This window comes from Hydrogenophaga pseudoflava NBRC 102511 (assembly GCF_001592285.1).
Taxonomy (GTDB): Bacteria; Pseudomonadota; Gammaproteobacteria; order Burkholderiales; family Burkholderiaceae_C; genus Hydrogenophaga; species Hydrogenophaga pseudoflava.
Genome location: NZ_BCWQ01000001.1, coordinates 284,632 through 302,544, shown reverse-complemented (window position 1 = coordinate 302,544; position 17,913 = coordinate 284,632). Strand labels below are relative to the sequence as shown.

18 protein-coding genes are annotated in these 17,913 nt (G+C 68.7%); 5 read left to right on the top strand and 13 right to left on the bottom strand.

Features of this window, described 5'->3' with window-relative positions:
• Positions 1-4 precede the first annotated feature (4 nt).
• The 3 genes from HPS01S_RS01520 to HPS01S_RS01510 are packed head-to-tail and all read right to left on the bottom strand — an operon-like array spanning position 5 to position 2,758.
• The gene (locus HPS01S_RS01520; RefSeq protein ID WP_066150192.1) at positions 5-796 is read right to left on the bottom strand and encodes an ABC transporter permease; all 792 of its coding nucleotides are present in this window, start codon (positions 794-796) and stop codon (positions 5-7) included.
• Positions 797-810: 14 nt separating this feature from the next.
• Positions 811-1,653 (bottom strand): ABC transporter permease, encoded by an 843-nt coding sequence (locus HPS01S_RS01515; protein WP_066150189.1) that lies wholly within the window; start codon positions 1,651-1,653, stop codon positions 811-813.
• A 25-nt stretch (positions 1,654-1,678) separates the two neighbouring features.
• A complete protein-coding gene (locus HPS01S_RS01510) occupies positions 1,679-2,758 on the bottom strand; it encodes an ABC transporter substrate-binding protein (protein ID WP_066150186.1) in 1,080 nt (359 codons plus the stop codon).
• 262 nt (positions 2,759-3,020) lie between these two features.
• On the opposite strand from HPS01S_RS01510, the gene HPS01S_RS01505 reads away from it, so the two are divergent.
• Both HPS01S_RS01505 and HPS01S_RS01500 read left to right on the top strand, forming a co-directional pair.
• Entirely contained in the window at positions 3,021-3,890 is an 870-nt protein-coding gene (locus tag HPS01S_RS01505; protein ID WP_066150183.1) for a TauD/TfdA dioxygenase family protein, read from the top strand.
• 25 nt (positions 3,891-3,915) lie between these two features.
• Positions 3,916-5,286 (top strand): LLM class flavin-dependent oxidoreductase, encoded by a 1,371-nt coding sequence (locus tag HPS01S_RS01500; RefSeq protein WP_066150180.1) that lies wholly within the window; start codon positions 3,916-3,918, stop codon positions 5,284-5,286.
• A gap of 67 nt (positions 5,287-5,353) precedes the next feature.
• On the opposite strand, the gene HPS01S_RS01495 is transcribed toward HPS01S_RS01500, so the two are convergent.
• The 4 genes from HPS01S_RS01495 to HPS01S_RS01480 are packed head-to-tail and all read right to left on the bottom strand — an operon-like array spanning position 5,354 to position 8,183.
• Positions 5,354-6,280, bottom strand: coding sequence for a CysB family HTH-type transcriptional regulator (locus HPS01S_RS01495; RefSeq protein WP_066150177.1), 927 nt, complete (start codon positions 6,278-6,280; stop codon positions 5,354-5,356).
• A 2-nt stretch (positions 6,281-6,282) separates the two neighbouring features.
• Positions 6,283-6,498 carry a TOBE domain-containing protein gene (locus HPS01S_RS01490; RefSeq protein WP_066150175.1) on the bottom strand — a complete coding sequence of 72 codons (216 nt, stop codon included), beginning with the start codon at positions 6,496-6,498 and terminating at the stop codon, positions 6,283-6,285.
• 26 nt (positions 6,499-6,524) lie between these two features.
• Positions 6,525-7,121, bottom strand: a complete 597-nt coding sequence (gene ssuE / locus HPS01S_RS01485; protein WP_066150172.1) for an NADPH-dependent FMN reductase — start codon at positions 7,119-7,121, stop codon at positions 6,525-6,527.
• Positions 7,122-7,163: 42 nt separating this feature from the next.
• On the bottom strand, positions 7,164-8,183 hold the full coding sequence (locus tag HPS01S_RS01480; RefSeq protein WP_066150169.1) for a sulfate ABC transporter substrate-binding protein: 1,020 nt from the start codon (positions 8,181-8,183) through the stop codon (positions 7,164-7,166).
• A gap of 211 nt (positions 8,184-8,394) precedes the next feature.
• Here HPS01S_RS01480 and HPS01S_RS01475 point away from each other — a divergent pair, with 211 nt between their 5' ends.
• From HPS01S_RS01475 to HPS01S_RS01465, 3 genes are read left to right on the top strand one after another with little or no spacing between them, the layout of a single operon-like run.
• Positions 8,395-9,417 carry a ZIP family metal transporter gene (locus HPS01S_RS01475; protein ID WP_066150167.1) on the top strand — a complete coding sequence of 341 codons (1,023 nt, stop codon included), beginning with the start codon at positions 8,395-8,397 and terminating at the stop codon, positions 9,415-9,417.
• A 26-nt stretch (positions 9,418-9,443) separates the two neighbouring features.
• The gene (locus tag HPS01S_RS01470) at positions 9,444-10,808 is read left to right on the top strand and encodes an MBL fold metallo-hydrolase RNA specificity domain-containing protein (protein WP_066150163.1); all 1,365 of its coding nucleotides are present in this window, start codon (positions 9,444-9,446) and stop codon (positions 10,806-10,808) included.
• 16 nt (positions 10,809-10,824) lie between these two features.
• Positions 10,825-12,096 (top strand): lytic murein transglycosylase, encoded by a 1,272-nt coding sequence (locus HPS01S_RS01465; protein WP_084396938.1) that lies wholly within the window; start codon positions 10,825-10,827, stop codon positions 12,094-12,096.
• Here HPS01S_RS01465 and HPS01S_RS01460 read toward each other — a convergent pair.
• From HPS01S_RS01460 to HPS01S_RS01435, 6 genes are all read right to left on the bottom strand, one after another.
• Positions 12,068-12,415, bottom strand: coding sequence for a heavy metal-binding domain-containing protein (locus HPS01S_RS01460; RefSeq protein WP_079366915.1), 348 nt, complete (start codon positions 12,413-12,415; stop codon positions 12,068-12,070). The genes HPS01S_RS01465 and HPS01S_RS01460 overlap by 29 nt on opposite strands.
• Before the next feature lie 79 nt (positions 12,416-12,494).
• Positions 12,495-12,938: a hypothetical protein gene (locus HPS01S_RS01455; protein ID WP_066150160.1), complete on the bottom strand. Its 444-nt coding sequence runs from the start codon at positions 12,936-12,938 to the stop codon at positions 12,495-12,497.
• 54 nt (positions 12,939-12,992) lie between these two features.
• Positions 12,993-14,597 (bottom strand): DHA2 family efflux MFS transporter permease subunit, encoded by a 1,605-nt coding sequence (locus tag HPS01S_RS01450; protein WP_066150893.1) that lies wholly within the window; start codon positions 14,595-14,597, stop codon positions 12,993-12,995.
• Positions 14,598-14,599: 2 nt separating this feature from the next.
• Entirely contained in the window at positions 14,600-15,847 is a 1,248-nt protein-coding gene (locus tag HPS01S_RS01445) for an HlyD family secretion protein (protein WP_084396935.1), read from the bottom strand.
• Positions 15,848-15,878: 31 nt separating this feature from the next.
• Complete coding sequence (locus HPS01S_RS01440; protein ID WP_066150157.1) at positions 15,879-17,324, bottom strand: efflux transporter outer membrane subunit; 1,446 nt, start codon at positions 17,322-17,324, stop codon at positions 15,879-15,881.
• A gap of 51 nt (positions 17,325-17,375) precedes the next feature.
• A complete protein-coding gene (locus HPS01S_RS01435; protein ID WP_255284126.1) occupies positions 17,376-17,786 on the bottom strand; it encodes a MarR family winged helix-turn-helix transcriptional regulator in 411 nt (136 codons plus the stop codon).
• Between the last annotated feature and the right edge of the window lie 127 nt (positions 17,787-17,913).

Below are 17,913 nucleotides of genomic sequence, written 5' to 3'. Positions count from 1 at the left end.
AAAATCAGTAACGGGCGACCGTGCGGTCGCGCCAGGCCAGCAGACGGCGTTCCAGCGCGGACGTGAGTGCATTGAGGGCGTAGCCCACCAGGCCGATCACGGCCACGCCGAACAGCACCAGGTCCATCTGGAAGTGCTCGCGCCCATCGATCAGGGTGTTGCCGATGCCTGCGCCCGAGGCCATCAGGTACTCGCTGCCCAGCGTGGCCAGCCAGCTGTAGATCAGCGCCAGCTGCACTCCGGTGAACACCGAGGGCGCGGCCGAGGGTGCGATCACGTGGGTGAGCTGCTGCCAGAGGCCGAAGCCGTAGACGCGCCCCACCTCGATGAACTCGCGCGGCACGCTGCGCAGGCCCTCGAAGGTGTTGAGCACCATCGGAAAAAAGGCCGCCATGGCGATGAAGGCCACCTTGGCGCCATCGCCCAGGCCGAACCACATCGACAGCATCGGAATCCAGGCGAACAGCGAGATCTGCTTGAGCGTGTGGAAGGACGGCCCCACCAGGCGCTCGGCCCAGCGCGACCAGCCCAGCAGCACGCCCACCGCCAGCCCGGCGCTGGCGCCCAGCAGGAAGCCCCAGGCGTTGCGCCACAGGCTGGCCGAGAGCGCGGTCCACAGCTCGCCGCTGGTGATCTGCTGCACGGCCCGGTCCCACACCGCGGCGGGCGAGACCAGCAGCGGCGAGGTGGACCAGCCCGAGGCCACGGCCCACCACCAGAACAGCAGGATCAGCGCGGGCAACACCCAACCGCGCAAGGCGGGCGGCACGGCGGTCAAAGAACGTGTTCGTGACATGTTGTTCTCCTTGCTCACAAGCCTGGCTTGCGCCAGCGCAGCAGCCAGGCCTCGGCCAGCGACAGCAGCTTGTCGATGGCCAGGCCCACGATGCCCACCGCCAGCACCGAGGCCAGCACCACGTCCAGCTGGAACAGCTGGCGCCCGTAGACGATGAGGAAGCCGATGCCTTCGGACGAGGCCAGCAGCTCCACCACCACCAGCGCCAGCCAGGCGTGGGTCAGGCCGTAGCGCACACCGTTCCAGATGGGCGCGGTGGCGGCCGGGAACACCACCTTGCGCAGCATCTGCCAACGCGTGAAGCCATAGACCTTGGCCACCTCGATGAAGCGGTTGGGCACACCCTGGATGCCCTGGCAGGTGTTGAGCGTGACCGGCACCAGGGTGGCCTTGGCGATGAGCAGGAACTTGAGCGCCTCGTCGATGCCCACCAGCAGCATCAGCAGCGGCAGCCAGCCGATCACCGGCACCTGGGCGAAGGCCTTGAACAGCGGGTACAGGTAGTCGCGCGCCGTGGGCGACAGCCCCATGACCGAGCCCAGCGCCAGCCCGCCCAGCAGACCGATGCCGAAGCCGGTGAAGACGCGCACCAGGCTGATCTGCAGGTTGCTCCAGATCTCGCCGCTGGCCAGCATGTCGGCGAAGGTGCGGAACACCTGGGCCGGTGGCGGCAGCACCTGCTCGGGTGCCCAGCCCAGCACCGACGACAGGTGCCACAGCAGCAGCACGGCCAGCGGGAAGGGCCAGGCCCAGAGCCATTGCAGCGAAGGTCGCCAGTGCCGCACCACGGCGGTCGGCACGGTGGCCGCAGGCGCAGCCGGTGACAGCGGCACGGTCACACCAAGCGATGAAGACATGTCGGTCTCTCCAACCACTCGGTGTTCAGTTGGCCAACTGGCCGTCGGGTCCATAGACCGGCCAGTAGGTTTCGAGCTTGAGTTCCTTGAGCGCCACGTTCAGGTAGCGCCGGTCGAACCAGCTGTCGATCTCGGGCACCGAGCGCGTCAGCTTGAGCGCGTGGGCGTCCTTGGCGGCCTCCTTGTAGCGCGAGACGAGGAAGGGGTCGAGCAGCGGCGAGAGGCGCACGCGCAGTGGCTGGCCGATGAAGTCTTCGCGCCAGATCTTCTCGGGGTACTCGGTCTTGCCCCAGCGCTCGAACAGGTCGGCGCGGTTCGCTTCGTTGGAATAGCGGTGTGCCACCTTGACCAGCGTGGTCACGACGCGCTGCACCGCCTGCGGGTGCTTCGCGGCGAAGTCCTCGGTCACCAGCAGGTGGGTCTGGCGGGTGAACTTGTAGTTGTCGGCCGCGGCGGACCAGACGATCTTGGCCTGACCCTTGTCGCGCAGGTCGAAGGCGCCGACGTAGTCGAAGACGGCGTCCACGTCCTTGTTCAGCAGCGCGGTGCGGCCACCGGCCAGGTCCAGGTTGATGAGCTTGAGGTCGCTTTCCTTCAGGCCGTGGGCCGCCAGCGCGGCGGACGCGGCCAGGTGCAGGTTGGTGCCCTTGAAGAGCGCCACGCGCTTGCCCTTGAGGTCTTCGAGCCGGGTGATGCCCGAATCGGGCTGCGCCGCCAGGTAGAGCCCGGTGCGCACGCCGCTGCCGGCGATCAGCCTGGTCTTGACGCCGTTGGCACGCGCCACGATGGCCGGCAGGTCGCCCTGCCAGGCGAAGTCCAGTTGTTTGTTGACCAGGGCCTCGTTGACGGCCGGGCCGGCGCCCTTGAAGAACACCCACTTGATCTCGACGCCGTCCTTGCGGAACTCGTCTTCAAACGCGCCGTCGGTGTAGGCCAGCGCGGTGGTGGTGCCGCCGTGGCGGATCGGGTTGCTGCCCACGCCGCCGGTGGCCACGCCGATGCGGATGACTTTCAGCGGTTCGGGGGCGGTCTGGGCCTGCGCGAGGCCGGTGGTGGACAGGGTGAAGGCCAGCGCGAGCAGGCCCAGTCGTTGACGTGGATTCATGGTTCCTCCGGTTGAATCGATGGCTGTGGACCGGACGGAATCTACGGACGGCGCCTTGCTCGGGGAACGAATGAAAACGGATATCCAAACGCAGCGCTGTTGTGGTCATGAGCTCATGCCGCGCAGTGCATGAGAACCCCCTGTTGGCCGCGTTTGCATATGCAAAACGCTTCGTTCACGGGGCGTGCGCGCGCACCCAGACTGGAAAAAGGACGGCGCCCTTCGTGCCCTCCACAGCAACCATCCAGTCAAGGAGTTCCCCATGTCCCAGCTCAACGACCTGCCCGGCACCTACTCGCGCTTCAAGGTCGAGCCCTACACCCCGAACATCGGCGCCGTGATCCACGGCCTGGACCTGCGCCAGCCGCTGGACGAAGCCACCCAGGCCGAACTGCGCGACGCACTCGCGCGCCACGAAGTCATCTTCTTCCGCGACCAGACCCTCACACCCGAACAGCACGTCGCGTTCACGCGCACCTTCGGTGGCGTCGCCGAGGTCAAGGCCTTCTTCCCGCGGCTGGAGAGCCACCCTGAAATCGAGATCGTCGAGAGCACGTCCGACAAGCCCAAGGCCGCCAGCAACTGGCACGCCGACATCACCTGGCGCGAACAGCCGCCGCTGGGCACCAGCCTGTACGCGCAGGTGATTCCCGCCACCGGTGGCGACACGCTGTGGGCCAGCCTGACGGCGGCCTACGACAGCCTGCCGCCCGCCTTCCAGGCCTACCTGGAAACGCTGACCGCCGTGCACACCTGGGAGATCAGCGGCTGGACCGAGTACCTGCTGCGCAAGGACGCCAGCGGCGAAGAGCTCAAGGCCGCCCGCGCCAAGTACCCGCCGGTGGAGCACCCGGTGGTGCGCGTGCACCCGGTCACCGGCAAGAAGATCCTGTACGTCAACAGCACCTTCACCAGCCACATCAAGGGCCTGTCGCGCTCGGACAGCGACGCCCTGCTGACGCAGCTGTTCGAACTCGCCCGCGTGCCCGAATTCCAGGCCCGGCTGCGCTGGGCGCAAGGCACCCTGGCGGTGTGGGACAACCGCTCGACCCAGCACTACGCAGTCGGCGATTTCTTCCCGCAGCACCGCAAGCTGCACCGGATCACCATCACGGCCGACCAGACCTTCTGATCAAACCCCCCAGGAGGACACCCACATGACCCAAGAGCAACGGCCACCCCAACGCAAGCTGCGCCTCGGCGCCTTCATCATGGCCACCGGCCACCACGTCGCCGCCTGGCGCCACCCCGGCGCACAGGCCGATGCGGGCGTCAACATCGACCACTACATCGAACTGGCGCAGACGGCCGAGCGCGGCCTGTTCGACCAGGTCTTCGTGGCTGACAGCCCCGGCATCTGGCACCAGGGCGACCGCGAGTCGTTCAGCCGCCAGGGCCGGCTCTCGCACTTCGAGCCGGTCACGCTGTGGGCCGCGCTGTCGGCGGTGACGAAACACATCGGCTTCGTCGCCACCGCGTCCACCACCTACGAAGACCCCTACCTGCTGGCGCGCAAGTTCGCCTCGCTGGACCACATCAGCAAGGGCCGCGCGGCCTGGAACGTGGTGACCACCAGCGCCGAGAACGTGCACGGCAACTTCGGCCTGGACGCGCACCCGGACCCGGCCCTGCGCTACGAGCGCGCCCACGAGTTCGTCGATGTGGTCAAGGGCCTGTGGGACAGCTTCGAGGACGACGCCTTCCTGCGCGACAAGGCCTCGGGCGTGTACTTCGACCCCGACAAGCTGCACGCGCTCAACCACATCGGCAAGCACCTCAAGGTGAAAGGGCCGCTGAACATCGAGCGCCCGCCGCAAGGCCACCCGGTGATCGTGCAGGCCGGCTCGTCCGAGGACGGCAAGGAGCTGGCCGCCGCCACCGCCGAAGCCATCTTCACCGCCTGGACCAGCCTGGCCGAAGCGCAGGCCTTCTACAAAGACGTGAAGGGGCGCCTGGCCAAATATGGTCGCCGGCCCGACCAGCTGCTGGTGCTGCCGGGCATCTCGCCGGTGATCGGCCGCACCGAGGCAGAAGCGCAGGCCAAGTGGGCCGAGCTGCAGGCGCTGATCCACCCCTCGGTGGGCCTGGCCACGCTGGCGCCGTTCTGGCCCGGCGAAGACCTGAGCAAGTGGGACCTGGACGCGCGCCCGCCCTACATCCCCGAGCCGCCCAAAGGCATCCACAGCCGCGCCCATGTGGTGCTCGAACTCGCGCGGCGCGAGCGCTACACCGTGCGCCAGCTCTACGAGTACCTGGCCGGCGCGCGCGGCCACTGGGTGGTGGTTGGCACGCCGGTGCAGATCGCCGACCGCATCCAGGAGTGGTTCGAGAACGGCGCCGCCGACGGTTTCAACATCATGCCGCCGGTGCTGCCGCAAAGCCTGAACGAGTTCGTCGACCTGGTGGTGCCGGAGCTGCAGAAACGCGGCCTGTTCCGCACCGCCTACGAAGGCGCGACGCTGCGCGAGAACCTGGGGCTGGAACGACCCGTGCGCCGCTGGGCCGCGCCGCAGGCCAAAGCGGCCTGATCAGGAAAAGTTCGTGGGGTTGAAGCGGGGTGCTGCCAGGGGGCAGGCCCCGCTTTTTTTCGGAAGCTCAGGCGCTGTCCTGCGCCGCCATCACCGCCTCGCGCGTGAGCGTGGGCACGAAGGTTTCGATGAAGCCGTAGGCGAAGCCGGGCAGCCAGTGGTTGCGGCGCAGGCCCAGGCGGGTCAGGTTGATCTGGAACAGGTGCCCGGCGTCGATGGCGTGCAGGTGTGTGTCGCGCTCTTCGTCGAAGGCGATGGAGGCCACGATGCCGACGCCCATCTCCAGCTCGACGTAGGTCTTGATCACGTCCGCGTCCATGGCGGTGAGCACCACGTCGGGCCGCAGGCCCGCGGCCGCAAACGCGTCGTCGATGTGCGAACGGCCGGTGTAGCCGACCTCATAGGTGATGATGGGAAACGCCACCAGGTCCAGCAGCGTCACCGGTCGTTCCAGCGCGAGCAGTGGGTGCCCGGGCGGCACCACGATGCTGTGGCTCCAGCGGTAGCAGGGCAGCGTCACCAGCTGCCCGTAGCCGGCCAGCGCCTCGGTGGCCACGCCGATGTCCGCGTCGCCCGCCAGCAGCATCTCGGCCACCTGCCGGGGCGAGCCCTGGTGCAGGTGCAGCGTGACGCGCGGGTAGCGCTGGCGGAAGTCGCGCACCACATGCGGCAGCGCGTAACGCGCCTGCGAGTGCGTGGCCGCAATCGACAGGCGCCCCTCGTCACGGCCCTGCAGTTCCTGGCCGGCGCGGCGCAGGCTCTCGGCGTCCAGCAGCACGCGCTGGATGATGGGCAGCAGGGCCTTGCCGGCCGAGGTGAGACCGAGCAGACGCTTGCCCGAACGCACGAACAGCTCGACGCCCAGTTCCTCCTCCAGCTCGCGCACCTGCCGGCTCACGCCGGGTTGCGAGGTGTGCAGCACCGCAGCGACTTCGGTGAGGTTGAAGCCGCAGCGCTCGGCCTCCCGGACCGAGCGCAGCTGTTGAAAGTTCACCCTCAGACCTTGGCGATGGACACCTCGGTGGACTTGACCAGCGCGACCACGTCGGACCCCACGGCCAGCCCCAAGTCGACCACCGAGCGGGTGGTGATGACCGAGGTCACGACGCCCCAGGGTGTCTCGACATCGACCTCGGACACGACGTCGCCCTTGATGATTTCCTTGACCTTGCCGCGGAACTGGTTGCGGACGTTGATGGCTTGAATGGACATGACAGAAGCTCCTTTGAAAAAAGTGGTCAGACGCTGTAGAGCGCCTGTGAAAAAGGCACGGGACGGGGCACGGGCACCGCAGACAGTCGCAGCCCCTCCTGCAGCAGGGTGTGCGTGGCGTCGTCCAGTCGCTGGGCGATCTCGCCGCCGATCTGGTAGTCGCCCGCCTCATCCTTCGGAATCTGCGCGTCGGAGGCGTACACCCCCGGCAGGATGTGGCGCGCGCCGAGCGACTGCAGCACCGGCCGCAACGCGTAGTCCAGCGCCAGCATGTGGTGCGGACTGCCGCCGGTGGCGATGGGCAGCACCGCCTTGCCCTTGAGCGCGGTCTGCGGCAGCAGGTCCAGAAACACCTTGAGCACGCCGCTGTAGGCGGCCTTGTAGACCGGCGTGGCGATCACCAGCGCACGGGCGTTGGCCACCTGCTCGATGGCGCGCACCACGCTGGCGTGGCCCCAATCGGCCAGCAGCAGCGCCTGCGGCGAGAGGTCGCGGATGCGCAGGCGCTCGACGCGCAGGCGCCGGTCGTCGACCGCGGCGTGCAGGCGCTCCGCCACACCGTCCAGCAACGTGGCCGAGCGCGAGTGTTCGGTGGGGCTGCCGGCGATCAGCAGTACGGACATGAAGAACTCCCTGAGGTGTGTGACCGCAGACTGTGCGGCGCCTTATTTGCGGGTGTAGATCTGGTCAAACGACGCGCCATCGGCGAAGTGCTCCTTGGCCGCCTTCTCCCAGCCGCCGAAGGCCTCGTCGATCCTGAACAGGTTGAGCTTGGGGAACTGCTGGCCGTACTTGGCCTGGGCCTTGGCCGAGACCACCGGGCGGTAGAAGTGCTTGCCGATGATGTCCTGGCCTTCTTCGGTGTACAGGTACTCCAGGTAAGCGGTGGCCACGGCGCGGGTGCCCTTCTTGTCCACGTTCCTGTCGACCACGGTTACCGCCGGCTCGGCCAGGATGGACAGCGAGGGGTAGACCACGTCGAACCTGGTGTTGAACTCCTTCTCCAGCAGGTAGGCCTCGTTCTCCCAGGCGATCAGCACGTCGCCCTGGTTGCGCTGCGCGAAGGTGATGGTGGAGCCGCGGGCGCCGGTGTCGAGCACGGGCACGTTGCCGTACAGCTTGGCCACGAATTCCTTGGCCTTGGCCTCACTGCCGAACTTGCGCTTGGCGAATTCCCAGGCCGCCAGGTAGTTCCAGCGGGCGCCGCCCGAGGTCTTGGGGTTGGGCGTGATGACCTTGACGTCGGGGCGGACCAGGTCGTCCCAGTCCTTGATGCCCTTGGGGTTGCCCGCGCGCACGGCCAGGATGATGGTGGAGGCGTAGGGCGTGCTGTTGTGTGGCAGGCGCTTCTGCCAGTCCTTGGGGATCCAGCCGCCGTTGGTGTGCAGCGCGTCGGTGTCGCCGGCCAGGGCCAGGGTGGCGACGTCGGCGTCCAGCCCGTCGATGATGGAACGGGCCTGCTTGCCCGAGCCGCCGTGGCTCTGCTTGATGGTCACGTCCTGGCCGGTCCTGGCCTTCCAGGCCTTGGCGAAAGCGGCGTTGAATTCCACGTACAGCTCGCGGGTCGGGTCGTACGACACGTTGAGCAGGGTCACGGGGGCGGGCTGGGCCCAGGCGGCGCCGGTGGCGGCGGTCAGCGCGGCGGCTGCGATCAGCGAAGTGGTGAAGTGGCGGCGGGTGTTCATGGTGTTGCTCCGGATGGGGTGATCAAGGGAGCGGATCATGAAAGCCGGCCATCAAAACTGGAACGAATACGTTTTCAGTTGTTTATTACCAAATCAACTGAGCAACCTCACCACAGCCGTCTATCGCGTTCATTCGGACAATCAAATGGTCTCAATCGATAGTTTTTGACAAACTACCAGCCATTGCCGATTGCCTCGCTGGAGAACCGCCATGACCGCCCTGATCCGCCAAGTCCGCCCCGTCTGGTTGCAGATGCAGCAGCTGGAACTGCCGGTGCCGCCGCATGCGCTGCGCAACGCCCTGCTGGCCCTGGGCGCGGGCCTGCTGCTGATGGCTGGGCTGGCCGCGGGCAGCACCTTCTGGACCCCCACCCGCCTCTGGTGGGACGCCACCGGCGCCAGCAGCGGCATGACGGCCGGGGTGCAGGCCTCGCTGCTCGCGGCCCTGGCCACCGCGGTGGGCGCCCTGCCCGTCTTTCTGGTGGAGCGCCTGGGCAAGCGGCAGGAAGCGGCCTTCATGGCCTTCGCGGCGGGCGTGATGCTGGCCGCGGCCTTCTTCGCGCTGCTGCTGCCCTCGCTGGACGCGGGCCGCGCGCTCATGGCCGCCACGGGCTCCGGCGCGGCCGGCGCCGCCGGCCTCACCGCGCTGGGCCTGGCCCTGGGCATGGCGCTGATGCTCGCCATCGACCGCTTCACGCCGCACGAACACGCCGTGCTGCCGCCTGCGGCCGCCGGCCACGCCATGCCGCAAACGGACGAACACACCGCCGGCCAGCGCGCCTGGCTGATGGTGCTGGCCATCCTGATCCACAACGTGCCCGAAGGCCTGGCCGTGGGCGCCGCCTATGCGGGCAGCGCCCTGGGGATGGACGGGGGCGTGGCGGTGAACGCGGGTGCCCCGGTGGCGCTGGCCATCGGGCTGCAGAACATGCCCGAGGGCCTGATCGTCGCCATGGCCTTGCGCACCCTCGGCCAGAGCGCCGGCCGCTCGTGGGCTGTGGCCGCGCTCACCGGCCTGGCCGAGCCCTTCGGCGCCATCGTGGGTCTGGCCGTGCTCGGCAGCCTGCCGGCCTTCTACCCGGTGGGCCTGGCGGTCGCGGCCGGCGCCATGCTGTTCGTGGTCAGCCACGAGATCATTCCCGAGACGCACCGCAACGGCTTCGAGGGCATGGCCTCGGTGACCCTCATGGCGGGCTTCATCTTCATGCTGCTGCTCTCCGAGACACTGTCCTGAGCCCCCTGCGGGGTAACATGCCCCGCATGAACGTCCACATCCGCTTCCTCGGTGCCGCGGGCACGGTCACCGGCTCCAAATACCTCGTCGAGTTCAACGGCCAGAGCCTGCTGATCGACTGTGGCCTGTTCCAGGGCTACAAGCAGCTGCGCCTGCGCAACCGCGACCCGCTGCCGGTGCTGCCCAACCACATCGGCGCCGTGCTGCTGACGCACGCGCACCTGGACCACAGCGGCTACCTGCCACTGCTCGCCAAGGAAGGCTTCCACGGCAAGGTCTGGTGCACGACGGCCACGCGCGACCTCGCGCAGATCCTGCTGCCCGACAGCGGCCACATCCAGGAAGAAGACGCGGCCTTCGCCAACCGCAAGGGTTTCAGCAAACACGCGCCCGCCCTGCCGCTCTACACCGAGGCCGACGCGCTCGATTCGCTCAAGCTGCTGCACACCGTGCCGATGGACCGCGCCTTCGAGCCGCTGCACGGCTGGACGGCCCGCTTCATCCGCGCCGGGCACATCCTCGGTGCGGCCAGCCTGCTGCTGGAGGTGGGCGGCAAGAAGATCCTGTTCTCGGGCGACCTGGGCCGACCCGACGACATGCTGATGCTGCCGCCCGATAAGCCACCCGCCGCCGACGCGGTGGTGATCGAGTCCACCTACGGTGACCGCGAGCACCCGGACGAAGACGTGCTGGCCGAACTTGGCCCGGCCCTGCAGCGCGTGGCCGCGCGCGGCGGCACCGCCGTGCTGCCGGTGTTTGCCGTCGGCCGCGCACAGGAGATCCTGCACGCCGTCGCGCTGCTCAAGGCCAACGGCGTGCTGCCACACAGTCTGCCGATCTATCTCGACAGCCCGATGGCCGTGCACACCACCGACCTCTACGACCGCCACCTGGGCGAACACCGCCTGAACGCCGCGCAGTGCCGCGACATGGAGCATGTGGCGAAGATGGTCACCTCGGTCGACCAGTCCAAGGCCATCGCGCAGCAGCACGGCCCCAAGGTCATCCTCTCGGCCAGCGGCATGGCCACCGGCGGCCGCGTGCTGCACCACCTGGCGCTCTACCTGGGCCACCACCGCAACATGGTGGTGCTCACCGGTTACCAGGCACCGGGCACGCGCGGCGACTCGCTGTCCCGCGGCAGCAAGGCCATCCGCATCCACGGGCAGGATGTGCCGGTGCGCGCCGAGGTCGTGCAGCTGCAGTCCGCCTCGGCCCACGCCGACGCCAGCCAGCTCATGGACTGGCTGCGCGCCTCACCGCACGCGCCGCACCGCGTGTTCGTCACGCACGGCGACCCGGGCGCCTCCGACGCGCTGCGCCAGCGCATCGAGCGCGAGCTCGGCTGGCGCGCCCTCGTTCCCGAACACGGTTCCACCTGGGCCGTCTGATTCCTTTTCCGTTTTCATGAACCGCCTCTCCCCGCTTCTGGCGACCGCTGCGCTGGCCATCGCCCTGCCCGCCTTCGCGCAGACCGAACCCATCAGCATCCCGCCCGAGTTCACCCGGTGCCTCGACGGCCTGCGCGACGCCGCGCGCCGCGAGGGCGTGTCGGAAACCACCTTCCGCTTCCTCACACGCGACCTTGCGCCCGACATGAGCGTGATCGACAAGCTGAACTACCAGCCCGAGTTCAGCATGCCGATCTGGGACTACCTCAGCGGCCTGGTCGACGACGAGCGCGTGCAGCAGGGCCAGACCATGTTGCAGCAGCACGCGGCAGTGCTCGAACGGGTGCAGCAGCGTTTTGGCGTCGACCCGGCCACCGTGGTCGCGGTCTGGGGCGTGGAGAGCAACTTCGGCCAGAGCCAGGGCAAGTACCCGCTGGTGCAGGCGCTGGGCACGCTGTCGTGCTACGGCCGGCGCCAGAGCTTCTTCCAGGGCGAGCTGTACTCGGCCATGCGCATCCTGCAGGCCGGCCACATCGCGCCCGAGCGCCTGCTCGGCTCCTGGGCCGGCGCCTTCGGCCACACGCAGTTCATGCCCAGCACGTTCGAGCGCCTGGCCGTGGATGGCGACGGCGACGGCAAGCGCGACCTGATGGACAACACCGCCGATGCGCTGGCCTCCACCGCCAACTTTCTGGCCAAGGCCGGCTGGCAGAGCGGCCAGCCCTGGGGCTTCGAGGTGCAACTGCCGCCCGGTTTCAGCACCGACGGTGAAGGCCGGCGCAGCAAGCGGCCGATCAGCGAATGGGCGGCGCGCGGGCTGCTCAAGGTCGATGGCTCGGCGCTGCCCGCGGGCCTGGGCAGCGCCGGCCTGATGACGCCGGCCGGCCCCACGGGCCCGGCCTTCCTGGTGTTCAAAAACTTCGACGCGATCTACAGCTACAACGCCGCCGAAAGCTACGGCCTGGCCATTGCCCACCTGAGCGACCGCCTGCGCGGCGCCGGCCCGTTCACCACCCCCTGGCCCACCGACGACCCCGGCCTCTCACGCGCCGAACGGCGCGAACTGCAGGTCCTGCTGCTGCTCGCAGGCCACGACGTGGGTCTGGTCGACGGCATGCTCGGCGACAAAAGCCGCAACGCGATCCGCGCCGAGCAGGAGCGGCTGGGGCAGGAGGTCAACGGGCGGGGCGGGATGAAGCTGCTGCAGGCGCTGCGCGCCGAGACGCCGCCTGCAGCGCCTACAGCGCCTGCCGCGGAGATCACCCCAGCTTCACCGCCGTCCCGCTGACCGCGACCATCATCATCCCGTTGGTCTCGCCCATGACCTCGTAGTCGAAGTCGATGCCGATCACGCCGTTGGCGCCCAGTTCTTTCGCAGCCTCGATCAGGCCTTCCAGCGCGGCATCGCGCGCGCCCGACAGCGCCCGCTCATAGCCCCCGGCCCGGCCGCCGACCACGTCGCGCACTGACGAGAACATGTCGCGGAAGATATTGGCGCCGATGATGGCCTCGCCGTTGACCACACCCAGATACTGGCTCTGCCTGATGTCCGGCGGCGTGGTGGTAGACAGGAAAAAACCGTCGGTGCTTTTGGAAAACCAGCCCATCTGTGTGCTCCGTTTGAGTTGAAAACGCACCGCGTGGCGGGTGCCTACCGATTCTGACCGCGCGGCCCTGTGGCGGCGATCAGAGCCAGCCGAACTGGGCGCGCACCTCGCGGGCCGTGACGTTGACCGGCGCGGTGCCGGCCTGGATGTACTGGCGCAGGTTGGTCGCACGCACGCCGCCACCGTCCTGCCCCAGCACGGCCACGCCCTTGATGCGCCAGCCCCGCTCGCGCAGACCGGCCACATAGGTCTGCGCGTCGGGGTAGCCCATGAGGTCGGTGTGCACGGCATTCGGCAACAGGGCGAACAGCACCGCCTGGCAGCGCGAACGGTTCACCTCCTGGACAAAGTCGTCCAGCGTCGTGCGGGTGTTCTGCAGCGCGCCGACGCGGGCATAGAAGCGCACCGGTTTGCCCGATTGCAGCTGGATGTCGCGCACGCTGCGGTTGAAGCAGCCGGTGAGGCTGCGGATGACGGAGGTCTTGCGGGTGTTGGCGTTGCCGATCAGCAGGTATGCGTCCATGCCGCCATTCTCATGCAGCGCGGCGGCCCTGCCGCGCTGCACCTGCTGCGGGCGTCAATGCGCCCCGCCGCCCCCGCCCGCAGAACCGCGCGCAGGCCTGGAAAGCCACACCACGCAGACCAGCAGGAAAAACAGGCCCGACGACAGATAGAACAGGTCGGTCACCGCGAGGGTGTAGGCCTGCTGGCTGAGGATGCGGTCAACGCTGGCCAGCGCCTGCTCACGGCTCATGCCGGCGGCCATGAGCTGGTCCAGGGTGCCAACGGCGGTGACGCTGCCGCTGTGCACGGCTTCAACCAGTTGGGCATGGTGCATGGCGGCACGGTTGTCCCACAGGGTGGTGAACAGCGAGGTGCCGACCGCACCTGCGGTGATGCGCACAAAGTTCGACAACCCGGCGGCCGAGGGCATCTGCTGCGGCGTCAGCCCCGAGAACACGATGGCCTGCAACGGGATGAAAAAGAACGCCATGGCGGCGCCCTGCAACACCGTCGGGATCAGGATGGTCGTGAAGTCGGCCTGGGTGTTGAAGTGCGAGCGCATCCACAGCACCACCCCAAAGCCCACGAAGGCCACGGTGGCGAGCTTGCGGGGGTCGATGCGAGCGACGTTCTTGCCGACCCAGGGCGAGAGCACGATGGCCAGCAGCCCCACCGGCGCCGTGGCCAGGCCGGCCCAGGTGGCGGTGTAGCCCATGAACTGCTGCAGCCACAGCGGCAGTAGCACCACGTTGCCGAAGAACAGACCATAGGCCACCGATAGCGAGAGTGTGCCGGTGAGGAAGTTGCGCCGCGCGAAGAGGCGCAGTTCGACGATGGGGTGCTGGTCGGTCAGTTCCCAGGCCAGGAAGAACAGGAAGCTGACCACCGACACCACGGTCAGGGCGATGATCTCGCCGGACTCGAACCAGTCGAGCTCCTTGCCCTTGTCGATCATGATCTGCATGGTCCCGACGAACAGCACCAGCAGCAGCAGGCCCACCACGTCCAGCGGCACGCGGCGCGGCCCCGGGTCGCGCTTGTGATAGATCGACCAGGTCAGGGCGGCGGCGAAGATGCCCACCGGGATGTTGATGTAGAAGATCCAGGGCCAGGAGATGTTGTCGGTGATCCAGCCCCCCAGCAGCGGGCCGGCCACCGGTGCGACCAGCACCGTCATGCCCCACATGGCCATCGCCATGCCGGCCTTGGCCGGCGGGTAGCTGGCCAGCAGCAGGGTCTGCGACAGCGGGATCATGGGACCGGCCACCAGACCCTGCAGCACGCGGAAGGCGATCAGCAGCTCGATGTTGGGCGCCAGGCCGCAGAGCCAGGACGCCACGACGAACAGCAGCACGCTCATGGTGAACAGGCGCACCTGACCGAAGCGCTGGGTGAGCCAGCCGGTCAGCGGCACGGCAATGGCGTTGGCCACCGCGAACGAGGTGATGACCCAGGTGCCCTGGGCCGGGCTCACGCCCATGTCGCCCGCAATGGCGGGGATGGAGACGTTGGCGATGGAGGTGTCGAGCACGTTCATGAACGTGGCCAGCGACAGCGCCAGCGTGCCCAGCACCAGCTCCCGCCCCTGCAGGGGCGGATAGGCCACTGCCCGCGCGGGTGGTGAAGGCGGTGGTGGTGGCGCAGCGGCGTCCGGCTGCGCGGTGACGGCGGCCGACATGATCAGGCTCCGTTGCCGCCCGCGACGGCGGCGTGGGCACGGGCGCCGCCGCTGTTGGCCGCGATGATCTGGTGCACGCGGGCATCGGCCTCGCGGCTGTCCTGCTCGAACACCTTGGTCTCGGCCGGGGCTGCGGTGCTGGCGTCGGCGGCCAGCACGCCACCATCGGTCTGGCTCACATCCACACGGGCTTCCATCGACAGGCCCACGCGCAAGGGGTGCTGCTGGAGCTCGGCGGCATCGAGCTTGATGCGCACCGGCACGCGCTGCACCACCTTGATCCAGTTGCCGGTCGCGTTCTGCGCCGGCAGCAGGGCGAAGGCTGCGCCGGTGCCGGCGCCGAGGCCATCGATCTGGCCGTGGTAGACCACTTTGGAGCCGTACACGTCGGCGGTGAGCTCGGCCGGCTGGCCCAGGCGCAGCTTCTGCAGCTGGTTTTCCTTGAAGTTGGCCTCGACCCAGACCTGGTCGAGTGCGATCACCGACAGCAGCGGTGCGCCGGCCTGCACGCGCTGGCCGAGCTGCACATTGCGGCGCGCCACATAGCCGTCCACCGGCGCCTGGACCTCCACACGGCGCAGCGCCAGGAAGGCCTCACGCACCCGCGCCGCGGCGCGCTGCACGCTCGGGTGCTGGTCGAAGGCGACCCCCTCGGTGAGCGACTGGCTGGACGCGAGCTGCTCGCGCGCGGCCAGCAGGGCCGAGCGCGCCGCTTCGGCGCTGCTGCGGGCCGCGGCCAGCTGGGCGCTGACGTGGTTGAACTCTTCGCGCCCCACGGCGCCGGTGGCCACCAGCGGCTGGCGGCGGTTCACGTCGTCCTGCAACCGGGCCTGCTCGCTCTGGGCGCGGGCCAGATCGGCCTCGCGCAAGGCGATCTGCGCGGCCAGCGTGCGGTTGTTGGCGTACAGCGTGCGCACCTCGCGCACGGTCTGGGCCAGCTGCGCCTCGGCCTGGTCGAGCGCAACCTGGGCGTCGGCCGGGTCCAGGCGAACCAGCCACTGGCCGGCCTTGACGTGGTCGGTGTCGTTGGCGTTGATGGCCACCACGGTGCCGCCGGCCTGCGGGGTGAGCTGCACCACGTTGCCCTGCACATAGGCGTTGTCGGTGGTTTCGTAGTGATTGAGCACGAGCGCCCAGTAGGCGCCGTAGCCGACGGCGGCCAGCGCCACGGCGGCGGCCACGCCGGTGAGTGCCTTGCGGCGGGCGGTGTTGCTTTGGGGGGCGGGGGTTGTGGTGTCGGGGGTGGTCATGTCGAAATTCCGTGAGCGTTGGGATGTGGCATCAGCCGCGCGATGGCGTGGGGGTGTCGTCCGTGTAGCCACCGCCCAGTGCACGCACCAGACCGATGCGGGCGGACAGGTCGCGGGCCCGCAGGTCCACGCCCAGGCGGCGCTGGGTGAGCAGCGTGGTCTCGGCAGTCAGCACGGTGAGGTGGCCGGTCAGACCAGCGCGGTAGCGCTGCAGCGCGATGTCGTACGCCGATTCGGCGGCGGCCAGAGCCTGGGCCTGCTCGGCCTGCTGGCGCTGCACCGACTGCAGGCTGCTCAGCTGGTCGGCCGCGTCGCGCACCGATTCCAGCAGCGCGCTGTTGTAGCCCTCGATGGCAGCGTCCAGTTCGGCGGTGCGCCCCCGCAGGTTGGCGCGCAGGGCGCCACTGTCGAAGATCGGCAGGCGGATCGCCGGCCCCACGCCGAACTGTCGGCTGTCCGCCTCGATCAACCGGTCCAGCCCGATGCTGGAGAGACCGATGAACGCCGTGAGGTTGACGTTGGGATAGAACTGCGCACGGGCCACGTCCACCCCACGCATGGCAGCTTCCACGCGCCAGCGCGCGGCGGCCAGGTCGGGCCGGCGGCCGAGCAGGTCCGCCGGCACCCCGGTTGGCAGATCACCGGCCTGCAACCGCGACAGGTCCACCCTGAGTGTCTCGAATGCGTTCGGTGGCTGCGCCACCAACGCGGCCAGCGCATGGCGCGCGAGTGCGATCTGTTCATCGAGCGCTTCGATCTGCTGGCGCGCGTCGGGCAAGGCCCCCTCCCCCTGGCGCAGTTCGACACGGGTGTCGAGCCCCGCGTCCACGCGCTGGCGGATCACGGCCAGCATCTGCTCCCGCTGCGTCAGGGTGCGCTGCGCCACCTCGCGCTGCGCCTGCAGCCGTCCCAGCTGCACCCAGGTCTGTGCCACCTGGCTGGCCAGCAGGTTGCGGGCCGCCTGCAGGTCGGCCTGCGCGGCGCGGTTCTGCCCCAGGGCCGCGTCCAGGGCGGCCCGGTGGCGACCGAAGAAGTCGAACTCCCACTGGGCAGCCACCTGCACGTTCGCCAGGGTCCGGATGGAGCCACCCAGCGGAGCCGGGTAGATGCTGGTGGCGCTGAAATGCTCGCGGGTGGTGTCGGCCGACGCATTCACATGAAGGCCGCTGGTGGACTGCTCGCCCTCCACCGCGGCCTGCGCCCGGGCCAGCCTTGCCTGCGCCACCTTCAGGCTGGGCTGCGATCGCAGGGCTTGCTCGATGAGATCCGACAGCGTGTCGTCGCCCCAGGCCCTCCACCAGTCGGTGGCCAGCGGGGCGGGCGCCGCGGTCTGCGCCAAACCCAGGTCGGAGGCGTTCAGCGGCTGTGCAGATGCGGAAATCCCTTCCGTGCTGGCGCAGCCAGCCAGAAGGCCAGCCGCGGCCAGAACCACCGCGGCGGAGCCAAGGCGGAAAACAATTAACTGATCAGGCTTCATTTGCTTAGTCAATTTTTTGAGCCAAAAAAAAGCGGCGAACCAGTGCCGCCTTCACCCGGCATCGCGCAATGCATCCCCGGTCTCGGCCATGCGTGTCAGGTAACCCTTGAGGGCCTCCCATTCCGACTTGGAAAACCCCGCCAGGTGGGCATTGAGCACGTCCGACAGAACCTGCGGCACATGCACCAGAGCCGCCTCGCCCTCGGGTGTGAGGTCGACCAGAACCACCCGCCGGTCTTCGGTCGAACGCACACGCTTGCACAGTCCTTTTTTCTCCAGCCGGTCCAGAAGGCGCGTCATGGCGCCGGCATCGGAGTTCGTCCAGCGGGCCAGTTCGGCCACCGTGCTGCGACCACCGTTGGACTGCAGGTGCTTGAGGGGCCCCCACTGTGCCGTGGTCAGGTCATGCGCCACCAGCCGGTTGTCCACCTGCTGGACGACAGACAGCAAGATCCGCTTCATGAGAAAGCCCAGGCTTTCCTCGGCGTTGTAGGTTTCCGCCTTGTAAAACTGGACGGGTTTCGGAGTTCTGGACATGGCAGCGGCGGGCGACGAAGGGAGTCCCAGTATATACCTGCCTAGTCAATTA